At 65.4% G+C, this 20,849-nt stretch carries 10 protein-coding genes and 1 pseudogene; 4 read left to right on the top strand and 7 right to left on the bottom strand.

Annotation, left to right across the window (positions count from 1 at the left end):
- Window positions 1-380, top strand: a pseudogene (locus DQP58_RS27210) (chitin-binding protein); the annotation flags it as partial.
- A 97-nt stretch (window positions 381-477) separates the two neighbouring features.
- Here DQP58_RS27210 and DQP58_RS17515 read toward each other — a convergent pair.
- The 6 genes from DQP58_RS17515 to DQP58_RS17545 form a co-directional block, all read right to left on the bottom strand.
- Window positions 478-1,113, bottom strand: a complete 636-nt coding sequence (locus tag DQP58_RS17515; protein WP_066876205.1) for a class I SAM-dependent methyltransferase — start codon at window positions 1,111-1,113, stop codon at window positions 478-480.
- Window positions 1,110-2,042, bottom strand: a complete 933-nt coding sequence (locus tag DQP58_RS17520; protein ID WP_112709544.1) for a class I SAM-dependent methyltransferase — start codon at window positions 2,040-2,042, stop codon at window positions 1,110-1,112. Before DQP58_RS17520 ends, DQP58_RS17515 begins: the two co-directional genes overlap by 4 nt.
- Window positions 2,043-2,555: 513 nt before the next feature.
- Entirely contained in the window at window positions 2,556-2,987 is a 432-nt protein-coding gene (locus DQP58_RS17530) for a nitroreductase family deazaflavin-dependent oxidoreductase (protein WP_112709559.1), read from the bottom strand.
- 82 nt (window positions 2,988-3,069) lie between these two features.
- A complete protein-coding gene (locus DQP58_RS17535; protein ID WP_112709545.1) occupies window positions 3,070-3,570 on the bottom strand; it encodes a DUF3060 domain-containing protein in 501 nt (166 codons plus the stop codon).
- 94 nt (window positions 3,571-3,664) lie between these two features.
- Window positions 3,665-3,985 carry an STAS domain-containing protein gene (locus DQP58_RS17540; RefSeq protein WP_066869526.1) on the bottom strand — a complete coding sequence of 107 codons (321 nt, stop codon included), beginning with the start codon at window positions 3,983-3,985 and terminating at the stop codon, window positions 3,665-3,667.
- A complete protein-coding gene (locus DQP58_RS17545; RefSeq protein ID WP_112709546.1) occupies window positions 3,985-6,555 on the bottom strand; it encodes a SpoIIE family protein phosphatase in 2,571 nt (856 codons plus the stop codon). Before DQP58_RS17545 ends, DQP58_RS17540 begins: the two co-directional genes overlap by 1 nt.
- Window positions 6,556-6,792: 237 nt before the next feature.
- Between DQP58_RS17545 and DQP58_RS17550 the strand changes: the two genes are divergently transcribed.
- Complete coding sequence (locus tag DQP58_RS17550) at window positions 6,793-17,520, top strand: BTAD domain-containing putative transcriptional regulator (RefSeq protein ID WP_112709547.1); 10,728 nt, start codon at window positions 6,793-6,795, stop codon at window positions 17,518-17,520.
- Window positions 17,517-18,236: a Type 1 glutamine amidotransferase-like domain-containing protein gene (locus DQP58_RS17555; protein ID WP_112709548.1), complete on the top strand. Its 720-nt coding sequence runs from the start codon at window positions 17,517-17,519 to the stop codon at window positions 18,234-18,236. The genes DQP58_RS17550 and DQP58_RS17555 overlap by 4 nt, the downstream gene beginning before the upstream one ends.
- A 66-nt stretch (window positions 18,237-18,302) precedes the next feature.
- On the opposite strand, the gene DQP58_RS17560 is transcribed toward DQP58_RS17555, so the two are convergent.
- Complete coding sequence (locus DQP58_RS17560; protein WP_112709549.1) at window positions 18,303-19,223, bottom strand: TPM domain-containing protein; 921 nt, start codon at window positions 19,221-19,223, stop codon at window positions 18,303-18,305.
- A gap of 218 nt (window positions 19,224-19,441) precedes the next feature.
- Here DQP58_RS17560 and DQP58_RS17565 point away from each other — a divergent pair, with 218 nt between their 5' ends.
- Entirely contained in the window at window positions 19,442-20,848 is a 1,407-nt protein-coding gene (locus tag DQP58_RS17565) for an aldehyde dehydrogenase family protein (RefSeq protein ID WP_112709550.1), read from the top strand.
- The last annotated feature ends 1 nt before the right edge of the window (window position 20,849 follow it).

The following is a 20,849-nucleotide window of genomic DNA, read 5'->3' on the forward strand; positions in this document are numbered from 1 at the left end:
GCCCCGGTGGTCCCGGCCCCGATCACCCCGGCGGTCCGGGTGGGCCTGGCGGCCCCGGTGACCACCCCGGCGGCCCTGGTGGTCCAGGCGATCACCCCGGTGCTCCCGGTGGATTCGGTGGACCGGATCCCCACCCCGGCGGCCCTTGGCATGGAGACGCCCAGCGCGGTTACTTCCACGGTGCTCCGTGGGGCGATGGACCTGGCCCCTGGGGAGCCGGCGCGCCGCCGCGGCCGGCCTGGGATCGACCGCTCCCTCCGCCCGGTGGGCACTGGGACTACGGCCCGATCAATTACTGGGGCTACCAGGAAACTCCTATTTGGGATCCCGGTTTCAACCAGTGGGGCTTCTGGCTCTTCGGAGTGTGGATCCCGCTGTGATCGATAGCTGACAAGACGCCCGCTTCGCCGATCGGCGAAGCGGGCGTCGTCGCTTGTTTACGTTGGCGCCGAGCGGTTTTCACGCTCAGCGCTGGTTTCAGCTTTTGATCCCGACAGTCAACAGGTCGGGCACCAGCGCGGTCCACACCGGTCGCGGGATCCGGTGCTGATCGCTGATCGAGAACCCGGCGTTTTCGAACAATGTCCGCATCTCGGGTGCCGACGCGTTGTGTTGCGGCTTCCACCGGGAGTTCGCGGAGGACTGCAGACGCGGTTGCCGCGTACTGAGCGCCGAGACGGCAACCAGGCCGCCCGGGGCCAGCACCCGGTGAAATTCCCGCAATGCCGCCGGCTGATCGAAGAAATGGAAGGCGGAGGTTGTCACCACGGCGTCCAGAGCGCCGTCGTCAAACGGGAGCTGCTCGGCCGGGGCGCGCAGCCATTGCACCCGGTCCGACCTGGCTCGAGCCTGGCCGAGCATCCCGTCGGACATGTCGACGCCGTAGATCTCGTCGGGCTGCAGTTCACGCTCGATTCGATCACTCAAAATCCCTGTACCGCAGGCGATGTCAGCGATCTTGCGAGCGCCGTGAGTGCGCAGCTGCGCGATCACCTCGTTGTGCGGAGGCCGGTACACCCACTGCTGCAAGAACGGCAGATCGTAGACCGGAGCGAGGAAGCTCCATATCCGCGTGACGGCGTCGTTGAGCCCTCGTCGCTGCGGTGCGGTCATTGACAAAGCTCCGAGCTGTAGTAGATGGTGTCGGCCACCGAGACGGAATCATTGGTTTGCGGAATCGCGTCCAGGCCGGAATCGGCCAGCAAGTGAGTCATGCGGACGCCCTCCGACCGCCATCCCAGGTTATCCAGATAGACGGCGACGTCGTTGCGCTCACCCTGATAACCGAGCTCGCCGAAATCCAGCTCGAAGCCGTGCTCGCGCCATTTCGCGGCGGCCTTCTGCATCATCTGCTGGGCCTTCTCGGTGTCCACTTCCGACATGTCCGGAATAGCTTCGCACGCCAGTCGGCTGCCGTCAGCGCTGAGTGCGGTGATGTTGTCCAGCAGCCGGTCTTGGGCCTCGGGCGGCAGGTACCCGAGGAGCCCCTCCGCGATCCACGCGGTGGGCCGGCTCTGGTCAAAACCGGCGTCTACCAACGCCTTCGGCCAGTCGTTGCGCAGGTCGACGGCGACGGTACGCAACTCCGCCGTCGGGGCCGCATCCAGCTTGGCCAGCGTCGCGGTCTTGAATTCGATCACCTGCGGCTGGTCGATCTCGAACACGGTCATATCGGCCGGCCAGGCCAACCGGTAAGCGCGTGCGTCGAGGCCCGACGCCAAGATCACGGCCTGCCGGATCCCGGCCTGCGTCGCGGCGCGGAAGAAGGAGTCGAAGAATCGGGTTCGGGCGGCCATCGCGGTGGGCATGTGTTCGAGCTTCCAGCCGGATTCGTGGTCGTCGACGTCTGCGGCCACCAGGTCGCCGGAGACCCAGCGGGTGAAGAAATCCACCCCGACGGCACGAACCAGCGGTTCGGCGAATCGGTCCTCGATCAACGGGTTGTCGGCTTTGGTCGCGATCGCTCGCGCGGCTGCGACCATCGTGGCGGTCGCGCCCACACTGGTCGCCAAATCCCAGGTGTCGTTGTCTGTGCGTGGCATGCTGCTACTGTCCCCCTCGGAAATCACAGGTTACTTAGCCGGTATAACGAACGGCGGGTGCGTGGAGTTCCCACGCCCGCCGCCCGGCTGTCTCGCCAAACCGAGCGTCGCGTCGCCGCAGCTAGCGGGCTTTCTAGTGTGGCCCGGGGCGTCCCGGTCCGCCGGGCCCGCCGGGCCCTCCAGGCCCGCCCGGTCCGTTTGCGGCCGGGACGAGGAACACACATTCGTTCAGCTCGACGCTCCAGCCCCAACCCGGGGCGCATTCACCGTCGGCGCGGCTCGTCGCCGGCGCCGCGATCGCCGTCACCGGCAACCCGGCCAACACCAGAGCGACCCCGCCGATCACGCAGCGCCGCAGACAATGTCTCATCGCCGACCTCACTTCGTCGTTCGGGGCAAGGCGGGCGTGATGACCCGGTCGCATCCGGCCTTACCCGCGCCATCATTGTGCGGTAATCACAAGAATTAACGGGCCGGATTTGACAAGCCCGAATACGGTTGCCCCTCACGCCTTCAGTCGGTTATCAATTCGAACACCGGGATCAGTCGATCCGTGCGTTGCTGGTATTCCCCGAACCCGGGCGCACGTTCGACCACCACCGAATAGACCGAATCCCTTTCGTCGCGCGGTAATTCGCGCGCGGTCGCGGGTTTCGCGGCCTGCGAACCGATCTCGACAGTCACGCGGGGATTGGCGCGAATGTTGTGCACCCATGCGGGATTGTTGTCCCGGCCCGCCGCGGAACCGACGACATAAATCTTGCCGTCGATATCGAAGTAGGCGACCGGGTTGACGCGTTGGGCGCCGCTTCGTGCTCCGGTCGACGTCAGCAGCAGCAGCGGGAAACCCTCGAATTGCCCGCCCACTTTGCCGCCATTGCGGCGGAACTCGTCGATGTTCTGCTCGTTGAATTCGCGTTCCGCGTTCAGCGCGTCGTCACCCATTACGCCATCGTGGCACGCCGCGCGCCCGCCGGCCAGCATCCGTGGCAGTTACGCTGCGCGACAACGAGGTTGACTTTGCTGATCAGTTTCCGGGGAATGGCGGCTGTATGCCGGCGGGACCGACGATGCTGTTGCTGCCGCCAGGGTTGCTGATTTGCGGCACCGCGCCGCCGGGCCCCTGCTGCCAGGTGATGTGGTTGCCCGAGCCGGTGGCCTTGATGATCGCCACCGTTTGCAGATTCACCGTGTTGGCCGAGCCGCTGACGTCGACCTCACCGCACGACCCGTTCAAGGTGACGTTGGAGTCGATGCTCACGACATTGATGGGAGATTGATTCCCGCAGTCATAGGTGACGGTCGAGACGCTCTTGTCGATCTTCGCCGGCGCAACGTCGAGGGGCGCAGGCCAGCGTCCGGCCGGCGAGGCGATCACACCCTGCAACGAGGTCGCGGCACCTCCCGTCAGCACCATGGTCGGTGCGCCAGCCCCTGCGGGCGGATGGTCGCCCACGGCCGCGCCGGCCGGCAACCCGAAGATCACCGCCGTCACGGTGAGAGGCAACCGGATCATGATCCCGGGCATACGGATTCAATCCTTTGAACTAAACACTTGGAGGCGTTTACGCTAGCGCGGCCGCGGCCAGTGCGCGCGGTGTGAACGCGGGACCGCCGCAGCGTCACTGCCTCGGCGGCGCGGGTTCGACCTTGGTCAGTTCGCTCAGGCCGCTGATTCGCAGTACGGACATCAGGATCGGGTTGGCCAGCAGCTCGATGCGGTCGGCTTGGGAGGCGAGTGCGCTGATCGCGGCGCTGTCGAGGTACTCGACCGCGCTGATGTCGACGAGTAAAGCTTCCTCGCTGCCGGTGGCCTGGTTGGCGGCGCCCGCCAACGCCTGGTTGAACGCATCGATATTGCTCAGGTCGATTTCACCCTCGACCACCAGCACGAATTTCCCGTCGCTGCCGCGCGCGGTGTCGAGCGTGAGCGGGGTGGTCATCAGGTGATCCTCGCGGACAGGTGGACTGTGGTGCCGTCGTCGTCGGGACGGATATCGACATCGTGCATGAGGCTTCGCATGAGGGGAATACCCCGACCGCGATGAGGGTGGGACGCGGGTTGCGGAGCCTTCCACGAGCCAGTGTCGGTGATGGTCAGCTGAACCGCGTCGCCGGTTGCGATCGCACCGAGGCGAATTACGCCCTGCGGTCTATGTCGATGACCGTGCTCGATGGCGTTGGCCACGGCTTCCCCGGCGGCCACGAGCACGTTCAGGGTCTGATCCGGGCCCAATCGCGCCTTGGCCAGCCAGTCGCGCAAGGCGGTGCGGGTGGGCGCAAGTTGGCTCACGTCGGCGGGAAAATTCAGCTCCAGCGGGGCCGGGTGGCGATAGAGCAACAGGACAACGTCGTCCTGATATCCGCCGGTCGGCGCGACACCGGACATGACCCGGTTGGCCAGTTCGTCCAGCGTCAACGCGCGGGCGTCCTGCGCGGCGTCGGCCACCCGGGAGATGCCGTGGTCGAGCGGGGCACGGCGGCGCTCGACCAGGCCGTCGGTGTAGAGCATCAGCGTCGAACGCGCCGGGATGGTCACACGGGCTTCCGGGCGGGGCCAGTCACCTCGTATTCCCAGGGCGATGGTGTGACCGTCGTCGAGCATCTGGGTGGTGCCGTCGCTGTGCACCAGGATGGGCGGCGGATGACCGGCGCTGGAGTAAACCAGTTCACCGGTCTCGGGAGTAAGCACCGCGCAGACCGCGGTGGTGCATTGCGCGCCGGGCAGCCGCGCAGCGAAGCGATCCATCCCGGCGAGAGCCGCACCGGGACTTGGGTTTTCGAACAACAGCGCGCGACAGGCGCTGCGCACCTGGCCCATCACGGTGGCCGCGGCCAGGCCATGGCCCACACAATCGCCGACGATCAGGGCGATCCGCCCGTCTTCCAGGTCGACGATGTCGTACCAGTCGCCGCCGACCTGCAAAGGCCTCGTCGCGGCCTGATACCGCACCGCGAACCCGGCCGGCAGATCGGCGGGGCCGAGGATCGCGTGTTGCAGGGCCAGCGCGGTTTCGCGTTGCTGGTCGACCTGATGCACCCGCTGCAGCCCCTGGCCGAGGCGGCCCGCCAGGACCGTGAGCAAGGTCTGGTCCTCAAGGGTGAACAGGCGCTGGTCGGTCAGATCGATCCAGACGACGAGCACACCGTCGGGGTGCTGCAGTGCGATGCCGGCCGTCCCGGGTTCTCTCGAGTTACAGGTGAGCAGATCGCCGTCGCGCAATGAACTGAGCGCCTGCTGGGTGTGCGGTGACAAATCGGCCCACTCTGCCGGCTCGCCAACCGACACGACTTGGGGTTCACCGAACGCCATTTCGGCGGACGAGCTTTGTGCGGGGAAGGTGACGGCCAGAACCCGGCGTGCCCGCCATAGCCGGCGCAATTCCTCGGCGGCGGCATGCACGGCGTCATCGACCGTGTCGGCCTGGGCCAGTTCCTGGTTGAGCGCGTGTTCGCGACCCGCCGCCAGCGCCAGTGCGATGGCCGCGTGCCGAGCGAAGTCGCTGACGAGATCCAGGTAGTCGTTGCCGAAGGCGGGCTGGTGCGGGTCGCGCGCGACGGCGATGACGCCGAGTACGGCACCGTCGGCGATCAGCGGCATGACAATCGCCGAGCGTTCGCCGACGTCGGTGAATCCCTCGATCGGGTATTCGAAGGAGTCAGTGATCAGCGGCAGCCCGCGGCGGGCCACACCACCCGTGGTCGAGCCGTCCATCGGAACCTGCCGACCGATCACCTCCGAGGAGTAGCGGCCCGCCGTTGCGGCCACGACCAGGGTGTCGACCTCACCGACGGGCCGTTCGGGCTCCCGGGGCACCAGTAGGATCGCCTGCTCGGCGCCCGCCAGCTCCAACGCCCGATTCACGATGAGCTGCAACGGCCCGGTCTGCGGGTCGCCGGACAACAGCGCCGTCGTGATCTCGCGGCTGGCCTTCGTCCATCTCGCCGATTCGCGCTCTCGTTCGAATAGTCGGGCGTTGTCGATGGCGGCGGCCGCCGCCGTGGCCATCGCTCGTACGGCGCCTTCCTGGGAGTCGGAGAAGACGCGTCCCGGACGGTCGTCGGCCAAATACAGGCTGCCGAAGTTGGCCCCCCGCACGGTGATCGGGATGCCGAGCAGCGCATGCATCGGCAGTCCGTGTCCCGCCAGTTCCGCGGTGTCGGGATGGGTATTCATATCATCAATGCGCAGACCATCGCCGACCGAAAGATCGCCGAGCAGCCGCGCAGTTTCAACGTCGATTCCCGCATGCACGAAAGAAACGAGCGTGCCGTCGGCGGCGCGTATGCCCAGGGCGGCGTAGCGGGCGCCGGTCAACTCCATCGCCGCGTTGAGGACCCGCTGCAGCGTCACGTCTAGGTCCAGATCCGAGCCGATCTCGACGATGACTCGCACTAGTTGTTCCATTTGGTCACGCGCCGCCACCAGCTCATCGAGCTGGTCATGCATGCGGTTCACCAAGTCGCGCCGGCCCTGCCAGGTGAAGGCGGAGTCACTCCGGTCGCTGTCCATGGGCATCAACGGTAACGGGTCGGGTCGACGGCGATGTCTGGAAGGCGACACTCCGTGCCTGCCCTGAGTTTCCTCGTGCACGAGTGGGCGAGTACCCGCTCAGTAGCTGGCCAACATACTTGGCGCTCACGTCAGGTTGCGGGCATTCAAGAACTGCAGGCAGCGTGCCTTTACCCAATCTTGACCGAGTATTGAATTGTCCCGCCGAAGATAGCTGACGTGAGTACGCTTTCATCGGTGGAACTGGGGGTGTTGGGACCTCTCCAGGTCCGGCAAGACGGGACGCCCGTCGCTATACCGGGCGCGAAACCGCGCGCCATCCTCACGATGCTGGGGCTGCACGGCGGGTCCGTCGTGCCGGCCGACACCCTCGTCGAACTGCTCTGGGGCGAGGAGCCGCCGCGCACCGCGGCCAAGGCCCTGCAGACCCACATCTCCTCGTTACGCCGCGCCCTGGGTGACGGCTTTGTCCTGACCCAGGGGGCGGGTTGGGTTCTGGCCGACAGCGAGATCGACGCCTCGCGCTACAAGTCGGCGGCCCGGCTGGGGCGCGACGCCGCCGCCGCTGGCGACACCAGCCAAGCGGTGGCCCGGTTCGAGGAGGCCCTTGCCCTTTGGCGTGGGACCCCCGAACTTCCCGATGGCCGGCCCGGAACTTCGGAAAAGACGCGGTGGGTCGAGAGCCATGCCGCGCTGGTCGAAGATCGCGCGGACGCGTTGCTGGCCACGGGCCGCGCCGCGGAAGTCATCGGCGATCTCGAGGCGGCCGTGGCTGAGGCCCCGCTGCGGGAAAGGCGATGGGGTCAGCTGATGCTCGCCCTCTACCGGGCCGGCCGTCAGGGCGAGGCCCTCGGCGCTTATCAGCGAGCGCGATCGCTGCTCGCCGACGAACTCGGGGTGGATCCCGGCCCGAATCTCCGCCGGCTCGAGGCCGCGATCGTCGCGCAGGACGCGTCGCTGGATGTGGCTGTGGCACAACATGCTCCGTCGGTGACGCGCGCGGTCACCTTTCTGCTCACCGACATCGAGGGGTCGACGGCTGCCTGGGAGGCCGATGCCGACGCCATGGCGGTGGCGCTCGCGCGCCACGACGAGCTCGTCGAACAAGTCGTCACGTCGCGGGGAGGACGGCTGATCAAAACGCGCGGCGAGGGGGACGCGACGTTCTCGGTGTTCGACCGGCCTTCCGCGGCCGCCTCCGCCGCCGTGGAGCTGCAGGACGCGATCGCGCACGAGCCGTGGGCGTCGCCCGATCCCATCCGTGTCCGGATGGCCCTGCACACCGGCGAGGTCGAGCTTCGTGACGGCGACTACTTCGGCCGGGCCGTCAACCGGGTCGCGCGGCTGCGGTCACTGGCCGAGGGCGGCCAGATCCTGTGCTCCGGCGCGACGGCCGAGCTCGTCATCGACACGTTGGCCGACGACGTGTTGCTCACCGATCTGGGGATGCGTCAGCTGAAAAACCTCGCGCGCCCTGAGCATGTCTTCGAACTGCGCATGGAAAACGGTGTGGCACAACCAGAGTCGCATACTGTCGAAGCGGCGCCCTTGGAGCGCCCCGACCTTCCGGCGGTACTCGTCGGTCCGGGGCCATTCGTCGGACGCGGCCGCGAACTCGAGGGGCTGCTGTCCGCATGGCAGACCGCGCTGGCCGGCGGCGTCCGCACGGTGCTGGTCGCCGGCGAACCCGGTGTGGGCAAGACACGCCTGGCCGGCGAATGGTCGCAGCGGGCGTACGAGCTCGGAGCGATCGTGCTCTACGGCCGCTGCGACGAGGACTTGGGCGCGCCCTATCAGCCGTTCGCGGAAGCGTTGCGTTCACTGGTGCCCTGCATGGGACCCGACCGGCTGAGGGGGCTGCGCGGCGTCGAGGCGTTGCTGTCAATCGTGCCCGGGCTGGCCGATGTCGTGCCCGATCTCGTTCGCCCCGCACACTCGGATCCCGACACGGAGCGCTACGCGCTTTTCGATGCCGTCGTCGCTCTGCTGGAGACCGCGTCGACAAGCGCGCCAGTCCTTCTCGTTCTCGACGACCTGCACTGGGCGGCCAAGCCGACGCTGCTGCTGCTGCGGCATCTGTTGCGCTTCGGCGACCACGCCCGCGTCCAAATCGTCGGTACCTACCGCAGCACCGACCTCGACCGGGCCCACCCTCTGGCGGCGACGCTCGCCGACCTGCACCGAGATGGCACGGCCAATCGGCTCAGCCTCGGCGGCCTCGACGAGGACGACGTGACCGCCTACGTCGCCGAGGTGGGCTACGACGACGAGGAACTCGCCCACGCGCTGGCCTCGGTTACCGGCGGCAACCCCTTCTTCCTCATCGAGGCACTGCGTCACGTCGACGAGAGTGGCGGCGTGTGGGACCAGAGCACCCTGCCCCAGGGTGTACGGGAAGCTGTGAGCCGCAGGCTTTCTCGTCTGCCGATCGAGACAAACAAAGCCCTTGCTGCCGCCGCGGTGATCGGCAGCCGCTTTGCTTTGGAGCTGGTCGAACAGGTGGTCGGCACAGACCTCGTCGACGCGTTCGACGAAGCGCGTCAGGCCGGCATCGTCATCGAAGAGCCCGGCGGCTTCTACCGGTTCAACCACGCCATCGTCCGGCAGTCACTGCTTGCCGAGCTGGCGTCGGTGCGGCGCATGCGATTGCACCAGCGCATCGCCACCACCTTGGAGGCGTCGCCGGGCGCCGACGACGAGCTGCTGGCCGAACTGGCTCATCACTATTTCGAATGTGCGTGGGCGGGGAACGCGGCCAAGGCCGTGTTCTACTGTCGGCGTGCCGCAGACCAGGCGATGGCACGACTCGCTTACGAGGGCGCCGCTGACCTTTACCACCGCGCCTTGCACGCGCTGGAAGAGATCGACGACGAGCTTCCCGACCGCGACGACCAGACCGTTGAGCTATTGGTCGCGCGTTGCGAGGCTCTGCTGGCCGCCGGTGACGTGGCCTCCGCAGCCGGTGCGATCTCTCAATTGCAAGCCGCGACAGTGGATTCGGCCCGGCTGGCGGCGTGGGCGACATGTTTCGACGGTCAGTTGACCATGTTGATTCACCCCGAACGGCTCGACGAGGTCGAAATCGCGTTGGGCGCGGCCGCCGCCAAACTCGCCGAACTGGACGACTCCGCTGGAGAAGCCAAGGCGCACACCGTGCGCGCCGGGTGCCTCGCCCGCCTTGGCCGCATCGGTGACTGCGAAGTTGCCCTCGACGACGCCCTGACCGCAGCGCGGCGGGCACGCGAACATCGCCGGGTGAACGCGGTTTTGGCGGGCGCCCCTCTGGCGGCGCTGTGGGGCCCCAATCCGGTTCCGCGCGCGGGCGGCCGGTGCCTGGATGTGGTGCGGCTGCTTCGGATCACGACCGACTCCCCCGCCGTCGAGGCCACCTCCACGCGATGCCAGGCCGTGCTCGAGGCGTTCCGCGGCCGTACGGCTGCGGCCCGGCGGATGATCGATTCGGCCCGGCGCACGGTCACCGAGCTCGGTCTGCGCCACGCACTGCTGGAAGTTGAGCAGTTCGCCGGCATCGTCGAACTCATCGGCAATGATCCCGCGGCTGCGGAGGCACACCTGCGCAAGGCCTACAACGGCTTTCGCCGCATGGGCCTGGACGCCGACACCGCCGAGACCGCGGCACTGCTGGGGCGCGCATGCCTTGCTCTCGACCGCGAGACTGAGGCCGCCGAATTGTGCACGGAAAGCGAGCGTCTGGCCGGGCACGCGCTGAAGGCCTCGATCGCATGGCGCACGCTTCGGGCACATTTACTGGCCCGCGGCAACGACTACGATGCGGCCCATCAGGTCGCCGAGGCCGCGGTGACTTTGGCCGAGCGCACCGACGCGCTGGTCGATCACGGCGACGCGTGCCTTACCCTGGCCACGGTTTTGGGGCGTGGCGGCGACATGGCGGCGGCACGAACCGCCGCCCAGCAAGCGGTCGATCTGTATGAACGCAAAGGCGCTGCGGCGCTTGCGGACATGGCGCGGGCCGTTCTCGGCGAAAGTGCCGTTCCGCCCGCGCCGGCTTCGCCCGAGGCGCCAGTTGTCGAACTCGACAATGCGTGCGTGCGAGCCATCCGAGAGCTAGACGCCGCTATCGACCGCGAGGCCTGGGACGAGACTGAGCGGTGCCTTGCACCCGAGATCACCCTTGAGAGTCGCCGCGGAATCGTCGGCTTCCCACGAGTGATCGTTTCCCCTCGCCAATGGATCAACGACGTGGTCAGGAGTACGCGGAACCTTGGTGGTGTGTGGCACGGTCATCAGATCATCGCAGTGCGGGGCGAAGGCCTGGCGCTGACCGGATTACGGGTGCATACCGGCGACGCGAGCCCGGGGGCGCCGCGCGACGACTCGCTCCAGCTATTTGGCCTCGACCAGGAAGGCCAGATCGCATTACACGTGTGGTTCGACATCGACGACATGGACGCCGCGATCGCCGAACTCGAGGCGGTCGACGCCCGGCTCGAAGCAGAGCACCCGAAAGCGCGCAGGCTGGAGAACGCGGCAACGCGTGTATACGAACGCTTCTGGTCATTCTTCGCCGCCCGCGATTGGGACCGCGCAGCAGCGGTTGTCTCCGTTGACCTTTCCGGTGCCGATCTCCGCCGCGTGGTGAATGCCGGGGACCGCGGCAGTCGGGAAACCGTAATCGAGGATCTGCGGGTGGCTGCCGACCTCGGCTTCGCGATATGGATGGCAGACGTCGTGGCGACCCGAGGTGACCGCCTCGCCCTCACCAGGGTGCGCGCGTCCGGTCACGATCCCGAGACGATTCAAAACGATGCCTTCAACATTGTCGAAATCAACGCCGACGATGAGATCACCGCGATCGTCGTGTTGGACCTCGATGACATCGACGCCGCCTTCGGAGAGCTCGACCGCCGGTACCTCGCGGGCGAAGCCGCGCCGTATTCGAATACGTGGTCGGCTATTTTGCAGGCTTTCGCCGCGTTCAACGCACACCAGCTACCCTCGGCGACGCCAGACTGGTTGACGATCGACCACCGTCGCGGAAGAGGGTTCTCCCCCGGCGATTTGGTCCCCTACATTCGGGCCGCGTGGGAACTCGCGCCGCAGGCCAAAATCTACGTCGAGGCAGTGCATCGGCTGAGCAGCCTCGGAGCGGTTGTCACCGAGGTGTTGCCTGGAACGTCACCGAACGGCTTCGACGCCGAGTGGCTAGAGGTTAACTTGTTGACGGTCCAAGGTGACCTGATCGACCGCTCTGAGCTCTTCGACGAGGCAGACCTCGACGCCGCGATCGCAAGATTCGACCAGCTTGGCCGACCGGCACTCAGGCCGGGAAACACGGCTAGCCAAGTGGCCGAGCGCTTCCTGGCGCACTTCACGGCACACGACTGGGACGCGTTGGCAGAGATGCTGGCCGAAAACTTCTCCACCGAGGATCGCCGTCGAGTGGTGGGCGCGGAAGCGCGGCACGGTCGAGACGCCGAGATCGCCAGCATGCGCGTCGTCGCCGACCTCGGGGGCACCAACATGACGTCGACCGTCGTTGCGACGCGTGGCACCCGCCTGATTCTCACTCGTCTGAGCTACGCGGATTGGGATCAAGAGCCAGGCGCCTTCCACACCGATGTTCTCGACGTGATTGAAATCGACTCCGACGAGCGACTGCTGGCGCGAATCGTCTTCGACCTCGATGACTTCGATGCGGCCATAACCGAACTCGACGCCCGCTACCTCGCCGGCGAAGCGGCGGTACACGCATGCACGTGGTCGGCCGTTGCGAGTAGCTACGCCGCGCTCAACCGGCAAGAGCCTCCACGGACCTCGCCCGACTGCGTCAATGTCGACCATCGCCGTGAGACGGCGTTCGGGCCTGGCGATGTATCCGCATACATCAACGCTGGGTGGGATTCTCAGCAGAACAGCAACATCTATGTCGAGCAAGTGCATCGGCTGAGCGATGCCGGGGCAGTCATCACCTATGCGGCACAAGAGTTTTCGGAAGAGGGCTTGAGGGCGGAGTGGCGCGGGATCGCGGTTTTTGCGGTCGCGGATGGCGTGATTCACCGGACGGAAGTTTTCGACGACACGGACTTTAGGGCCGCGATCACGAGGTTTGAGGAGCTCGGGCAACCGACGCCGGGGCTGGAGAATGCAGCCTCGCGCGTATTCAAACATGTCTGGTCGCACTTCGCGGCTGGCGACTGGAATGCCATGGCTGAGAAGGTGGCCGACGACTATGTAGGTATTGATCACCGGCGGGTCGTGGCTGCCGAGACCCAACATGGTCGGGACGCCGTGATCCGAGACTTGCAGGCAGCCGCTGAAGTCGGGTTCACGATCTCGATGGTCAGCGCCATTGCGATCCGCGGAGAACGTCTCGTCCTCGCCCGTAGTCGCGCGGCTGGCCGCGATCCAGGCGCAGTCCAAAACGATGCGCTCAATGTTGTCGCGGTCGATGCCGGAGACCGAATCGCCCGGGTCGTCTCCTACGATCTTGAAGACTTCGACGCCGCCATCGCCGAACTTGAAGCTCGGTACGTTGCTGGCGAGGCGATGGCCTACGCGCGCACGTGGTCTGTCATCACGGGGGCCTACGCCGCGCTGAATCGGCGTGAGCATCCAGCGACGACAGCAGATTGGGTGAACATCGATCATCGACGAGGAATATCGTTGGCCCCTGGCCATGTCTCTGCATTACTAAACAATTGGCTCGTTACGCCTGACCTGAGCAACTCCATAGAGGCGGTGCATCGACTGGACGACTTAGGGGCTGTGGTTACCAATGTGACGCACGAAACCTCGCGAGAGGGTTTCGAAGCCGAGTGGCGGGGGATCAGCATCCTCACCATCGAAGGTGACTTGGTCAATCGCTTGGAGATCTTCGACGAGTCGGACCTCGATGCCGCGATCGCGAGGTTTGAGGAGCTGCACTCAAGTGCGCGGCAACTGCAAAACAAAGCAAGCCAAATCAGTGACCGATACCTAGCGTACTTCGCGGCGCACGACTGGGATTCGATGGCAGAGATGACGGCCGAAGACTTTTCGAGTGACGATCGTCGTCGCGTGGTGGGCGCGGGAGTCCAATCGACCCGAGAGGTCGATATCGAAAATATGCGGGCGTGGGCTGACGTCGGTATCAAGAAGATGGTTTCAGACGTCATCGCGATAAGGGGCGAGCGCCTCTTCTTAGGTCGTACTCGATTTTTTGGCCCCGAGCAAGGACCCGCCGCGTTTCACAGCGAGGTGCTCGGTCTCGTCGAGATAGATGCCGAAAACCGGGTGGTGGCACGCGTCGTGTTCGATGCCGACGACTTCGACGCCGCTGTCGCCGAACTCGATTCGCGGTACCTGGCCGGCGAGGCCGCCCCTCACGCCCGCACCTGGTCGCTCATGGCAGAGGCTTTCGCCGCGCTGAACCGGCGGGAAATGCCGGCGACCACACCGAATTGGGTGAACACCGATCACCGAAGACTTGCACCGATCGGTGCGGGTGACCTAGGGGCGTTTCTCCATGCTACGTGGGAACTTTCGCCGCGCGCCCGCATCTACATTGCGGCTGTGCACCGGCTGAGCGACTGCGGCGCCGTGGTCAGTCACGTCGCGATAGGGACCTCTCCAGAGGGCTTCGATGCCGAGTGGCACGTAGTCGACGTTGTGCGATTCGACGGTGACCGCATCAGCCGCACAGAGCTTTTCGATGAGTCAGACCTTGCGGATGCGCTTGCCTGCTTCGAGGCGATTCAGGCGCCGGGCCGACCGGAGAATGCGGCAAGTCGGTTATACGAGCGTTTCAAGGCATGCTATGCGTCACGCGATATGCGAGCGATCGCCGACATGTTCGCCGACAACGTGTGCACCGAGGACCGTCGTCGCGTCGTCAATGCCGGCATTCGACCGGGGAAATCTGCTGTGATGGACGAGGTTTCGGCGCTAGCCGAGCTCGGCATTGACCTGATGACGGAGGTAATCGCAACTCGAGGAGCGCGCCTTGTCCTCAGTCGTGTGCAGATCTCGGGCGCGGACCCCGGGCACGACGGATTCTCCGTGGTGGGTCTCGACATCATCGAGCTCGACGCCGGAGGTCAGGCCGTGGCGCGCCTCGTGTTCGACCTTGACGATATTGAGGCTGCGTTCAACGAACTCGATGCCCGCTATGTCGCAGGCGAAGCGGCCGCTCATGCAGACGTTTGGTCGGCGATAGCAGGCGTGCACGAGATGTTCAACCGGCATGAGTATCCCCCAGAGGACTGGGTCACCGTCGACCGCCGGCAAGGCACACCGTTCAGCGCCAGCGATATGACTTCGGCCGTACACACCCTCTTCGATCTCACCCCGGACTTCAAGGTCCACATCGAAGCCGTGCACGAAATCAACAGCCGGGGCGCGGTAATCACCAACTATGCACACGGGTCCTCGCCGGACGGCGTGGGAGTCGAATGGCGCATGGTCATGCTTCTCCTCGTGGAGGAGGGTCGACTCACCCGTTGCGAAGTATTCGACGAGACGGACCCGGGCGCCGCCATCGCGCGGTTGAAGGAATTAAGCCGGCCGGCATCGCGGTTGGAAAACGCCGCAACGCGGTCAGTCGAACTATTCCTGGCACAGTTTGCGGCACGCAACTGGGATGCCATGGCAGAGCTGATCGATGAAGAGTTCTGTTCCGACGACCGCCGCCGAGGCATAAACGCCGGAATCCGCCGCGGTCGAGACGTTGAGATGGCGAATTGGCGCGCCACCGCCGAGGTTTGGAAGTCCGATGTCCGAGCGACCACAGTTGCGACTCGTGGAGAGCGCCTCGCAATCTTGCGTTTCACCTTTGCAAGCCAGGATTCGCTGCCCGCGGCATCGCAAGCTGCCGCGATTTCCGTCGTACATGTCAACGACGACAACCGATGTGCGGCTACGGTCGTGTTCGACGCGGAGGACTTCGTCAGCGCTTTTGCGGAGCTCGAAAACCGATACCTCGCCGGAGAAGCAGCCGCGCACGCGCACCCCTGGTCGGTAGTCTCGGGGGCCTATACCGCGATGAACCGGCACGAGCTTTTCCCGACAACGCCAGACTTCGTCGACATCGATCATCGGCACGTGACCACAATTGCGTCCGGTGACGCGATCGCGAACCTTCGCGCTTCGTGGGAGCTTGCGCCGAATCTGAACATCTACATTGAGGCCGTGCATCGGCTCAACCACCTCGGAGCGGCCATCACCTATGCGGCCAAGGGGACATCGCAGGACGGTTTCGAGGGCGAGTGGCGGGCGATCAACATTCTGACGATCGAAGGTGATTTGATCAGACGGGCCGAAATTTTTGACGAGGCAGACCTCGACGCGGCGCTCGCCCGGTTCGACGAGCTCAGTCGGCCGGTTCTGAAAAATGCGGCAAGCCAGGCGTACGAGCGCATTTGTGAGCATCTGGATGCCCGTGACTGGGACGCCCTCGCCGAGCTAACGGCCGAAAACATCTCCGTCGACGACCGTCGGCGAGTGGTGAATGCCGGAGTCATCAGCGGCCGGAAAGCCAATATCGAAAGCTCGAGGGCGCTCGCTGAGGTCGGGTTCACCTTAAAGATGCTGAACGTCATAGCGACACGTGGCGCACGCCTCGCGCTGATCCGTGTTCGCGTTTCGGGCAGCGACCCCGAAGCCGTTGCAAATGATGCGTTGATCGTCGTCGAGGTCGATTCCGCGAGACGCGTCGCGGCGGACGTCATTTTCGATCTCGAAGACATCGACGCCGCCTTTGCGGAGCTCGAAAGCCGTTACCTTGCCGGCGAAGCAGCCAATCACGCCGACACGTGGTCGGTGGTGATCGGTGCCAACACCCAATTCAATCGCCACGAACTTCCCGCAACGACGCCGGACCCGGTTTACATCGATCATCGACCTCTCGTATCCATCGACGACGTTGATCTGGCCAGATCCGTTGGTGCCATGTGGGATCTCACTTCGGAAACCAGCGCCTACATCGAAGCCGTGCATCAACTGAGCGAACTCGGAGCCGTCACTACTCAAGTGCTGAGGATGCGCTCGCGCGAGGGCTTCGACGCGGAATTGCGGTTGACCTACGTGATTGCGGTCGAGCGCGACCTGCTTAGCCGCATAGAGGTGTTCGACGAGGCAGACCTCGATAAAGCGCTCACACGCTTTAAGGAGCTGCACCAACCAACGCAGCGACTGGAGAATGCAGCGAGCCGGGCGGAGCGCCTTCTCTTCACGCGCTCGGCGGCCCGGGATTGGGCGGCGGCCGCCGAGATTTTGGCCGACAACAGCTTCGTCGAGGACCGCCGTCGAGTGGTGAATGTGGGGTTCTGGGGCGGTCGCGATGTCGTGCTGGAAAACATGCGAGCTTTGGAAGAGGGCCTCGCGCGGGTAACTCTGACGGTCATTGCGACTCGCGGCGAGCGCCTCGCCCTCATTCGTGTGCGTTCCTTTGACCACGGCTTAGAACCGGAGGGATTCGTCATCGAGATGCTGGGAATCGCCGAGATCGACTCCGCCGGGCGAATTGCGGCACACGTATTCTTCGATGTCCACGACATCGACCGCGCTTTCGAAGAACTCGAAACGCGTTATCTGGCAGTCGAAACGGCCGCCCATCGGCGTACCTGGTCGACTCTGTTGCGCGCTTTCGCCGGGTTCAACGAACACAAGCTTCCATTGACGACGCCAGACTGGGTAAACCTAGACCACCGGCGAGGTCGAGCGTTTTCGCCCGGTGACCTGGTTCCATACATCCATGCCACATGGCAGGTGGCGCCGCAGGCGAAGATCTACGTCTATGCGGTGCATCGGCTGAGCGATCTCGGAGCTGTCGTCACCCAGTCGACGCATGGGACGTCGCCGGACGGCTTCGATGCCGAGTGGCTCGAGATAACTCTTTTGACTCTCGACGGCGACCTGATCAACCGCATCGAAGTCTTCGACGAGGCCGACCTCGACGCCGCGATCACCCGCTTCGACGAGCTCACCGGCAAAGACCAGCCGAAGTGACGGTGCCACAACGTCAACCGCTTTACCTGCTGGCAGACAGCCAGCTGCTGTTCTGGAAGCGTGACCACCACCGACTGCTTATCGAAGAAGCCCTCGACGGGTTGGCGTCCGACAAGCCGCCGAGCGCGGCCTACATCGGTGCCTCTAACGGTGATCGCATGGAGTTCTACGACATCTTTGATGCGGCAATGGATGCCGCGGAAATCACCGACCGCGGCATGGTCAGATCATCTTTCGGACCCGATGACCGCGCCTTGCTCGACCGTGCAGAATTGATCGTCCTCGCCGGCGGCGATGTGCGTCGTGGCTGGACTACGTTCGAGAAAACGCGCATGAAGGACGTGATTCTGGACCGGTACGCCAAAGGAGCTGTCGTCGTGGGTGTTTCGGCCGGCGCCGTCCAGCTCGGACGCCACGAACTAGCCGACACACCGGAAACTTCCGCGACCGAGCTGCTCACCCTGTTCAATTTGGTGCCGATGGTCGTCGACGCGCACGACGAGCGGGCCGGGTGGACGCGACTCTCACGAACGATCCAGTTGCTCGACGGATCGGTGACCGGCCTCGGAATCCCCGCTGGCGGCGGCGTTATCGCGCACCCGGGTGGCACTATCGAGCCCCTGCGCCGTGCCGCGCACACAGTCACCTTCGAGGGCGCGGAAGTCACGCACTCGCTGGTGCCCGCCGACGCCCGGTCAGGATACGAAAGCCCTTGACGGGCGACCAGAGCGCCTGCAATCGTTCGGCGAGACCATGACGCCCGCGCGGCATTTGATCCTCGATCACCGGGTAGACGCGTTGCCGCGTCGTCGCGGCGTGCGGTGGGCCTCTAACACGTCGGTATTGGCCTGCGTTTGCGCCTGCGCGGCCAGCGTCGATGCCCGGTTGGCGTACGCAATCGCTTCGTCCTGGTTGCCTGCCTCCTTGTCGCGCGCCGCTGCCAGATGCCGTTTCGCGTCGTCGAGCCTGGCCTGGGCCTCGGATCCGATGTTGGCGCGATGCCTGGCGGCATAGTCAGAGATCTGGCGCACCCTGGCTTCCGCGGTCGACAACGCCTGCTGCAACGGATGTTCGCCGCCGTCGACGGCCACCTGCCCACCGGCAGTGCGCGCGCGGTGGCGGCGTCGTGCGCGGAACAGCAGAAGCAACAGCAGCAGGACGACGACGACCGCGATGACGCCGACCGCGATCGGCAGCCAGCTCGACTTTGACGAGCCCACCGCCTTAGGCGAGCTGGCCGATTTGTCCAGCCCGTCGGCCGCCGCGACCGCCACTCCACCCCAGTTCTTAGCGCCGAGAACGGGTTCAATCTGGTTGCTGCGCAAGCTGTTCAACTCGGCTGGTGTCAGGCCCTGCACCTGTGGCGGCACGCTGAACGCGTACAGCTTGGTGTTGGTGGCGACGGCCAGCATCGCGTCGTGGTCGCCGATCCCGCTGGCGCTGCGTGTCTTATCGGCCCAATTGTCGGGTTTGAACCTGTTGAAGTTGTCGACGTAGACGACCCACAGTTGAATGTGGCGATCCCGGTAGAGCCGGTCGAGCGCTTCGCTGACCGCTGCCCGGTCGGAAGCCGTCAGCACCCCGGTGCTGTCGGTGATGTGGTCGGTGAGCTTGAACGGGGGCTGCGCCCCGGCTGGGGTTGCCCAGAGCAGCCCCGCTACGAGGATCGTCAGGACCGCGCCGAACAGACGAACAACTCGCATAGGGGTCAATCTAGCCGTCCAGGCGGGGGTTCGGGCAGGGGTCAAAGTCGCGCCGGGCGGGCATTGATTCCGGTTCGTGAAGGCGGTGACCAGCGGAATCCGCCTAGGTTGCAGGTTCGCCGCTGCCTTCGGATGCGTACTGGACACCCTCTGGTTAAGCGCGTAACCTCTGTCGCGCGACGCCAGCATTTTCCGCGAGTGAAGGGCCATGAGGAACATTGAGTAACACCATTGCGGTCTTCAACCCGTCCACCGAGGAGCAGATCGCGGAAGTCCCCGATTCCGACCAGGCGGCCGTCGACGCGGCGGTGGCCCGGGCACGCGAGACCTTCGAGTCGGGGGTGTGGCGCAAGGCGCCCGCATCGCACCGCGCCAACGTGCTCTTCCGCGCGGCGCGCATCATCGAGGAACGCAAAGACGAGCTGGCCGCGCTCGAGTCGCAGGACAACGGGATGAACCTGACGGCCGCGGGCCACATCATCCCGGTGTCGGTAGACATGCTGAAGTACTACGCCGGCTGGGTCGGCAAGATCCACGGCGAGTCCGCCAATCTCGTCTCCGACGGCCTGCTCGGCACCTGGGAGACCTACCACACCTTCACCCAGCTCGAGCCCGTCGGCGTCGTCGGCCTCATCATCCCTTGGAACGGGCCGTTTTTCGTCGCGATGCTCAAGGTCGCACCCGCGCTGGCGGCGGGGTGCAGTGCGGTCCTCAAGCCCGCCGAGGAGACCCCGCTGACCGCGCTGAAACTGGAAGAGATCTTCCGCGAGGCGGGTCTGCCCGACGGCGTCCTCAACGTCATCACCGGCTACGGCGAGACCACCGGCGCCGCGTTGACCGCGCACCCGGACGTCGACAAGGTCTCCTTCACCGGGTCGACGGAGGTCGGTCGACTGATCGTGAAGGCGGCCGCGGGAAATCTCAAGCGGCTCACCCTCGAGCTCGGCGGCAAATCGCCGCTGATCATGTTCGACGACGCCAACCTCGACAAGGCCATCATGGGGGCGGGCATGGGCCTGCTCGCCGGCTCGGGCCAGAACTGCTCATGCACCTCGCGCATCTACGTCCAGCGCGGCATCTACGACAAGGTGGTCGAGGGCCTCGCGGGATTCGCCCAGATGCTGCCGATGGGCGGCAGCGATGATCCGGAATCAGTGCTGGGCCCGTTGATCAGCGACAAACAACGCAAACGGGTCGAAGGCATCGTCAACGACGGCGTGGCCGGTGGCGCGCAGGTGATCACCGGCGGCAAGCCGATGGACCGCAAGGGCTACTTCTACGAGGCGACGATCATCACCAACACCACGCCCGACATGCGCCTGATCAAGGAGGAGATCTTCGGGCCGGTGGGCTGTGTGATCCCGTTCGACGACGAGGACGAGGTGATCGCCGCCGCGAACGACACGCACTACGGGTTGGCCGGATCTATCTGGACCGAGAACCTCTCCCGGGCCCACCGCGTCGTGAATGAGCTTCGCGCCGGCCAGATTTGGGTGAACTCCTCGCTGGCGGCAGACCCGTCGATGCCGATCAGCGGCCACAAGCAGTCGGGTTGGGGCGGCGAGCGTGGCCGCAAGGGTATCGAGGCCTACTTCAACACCAAGGCCGTCTACATCGGCCTGTGAC

Source organism: Mycobacterium colombiense (genome assembly GCF_003284975.1).
Taxonomy (GTDB): Bacteria; Actinomycetota; Actinomycetes; order Mycobacteriales; family Mycobacteriaceae; genus Mycobacterium; species Mycobacterium europaeum_A.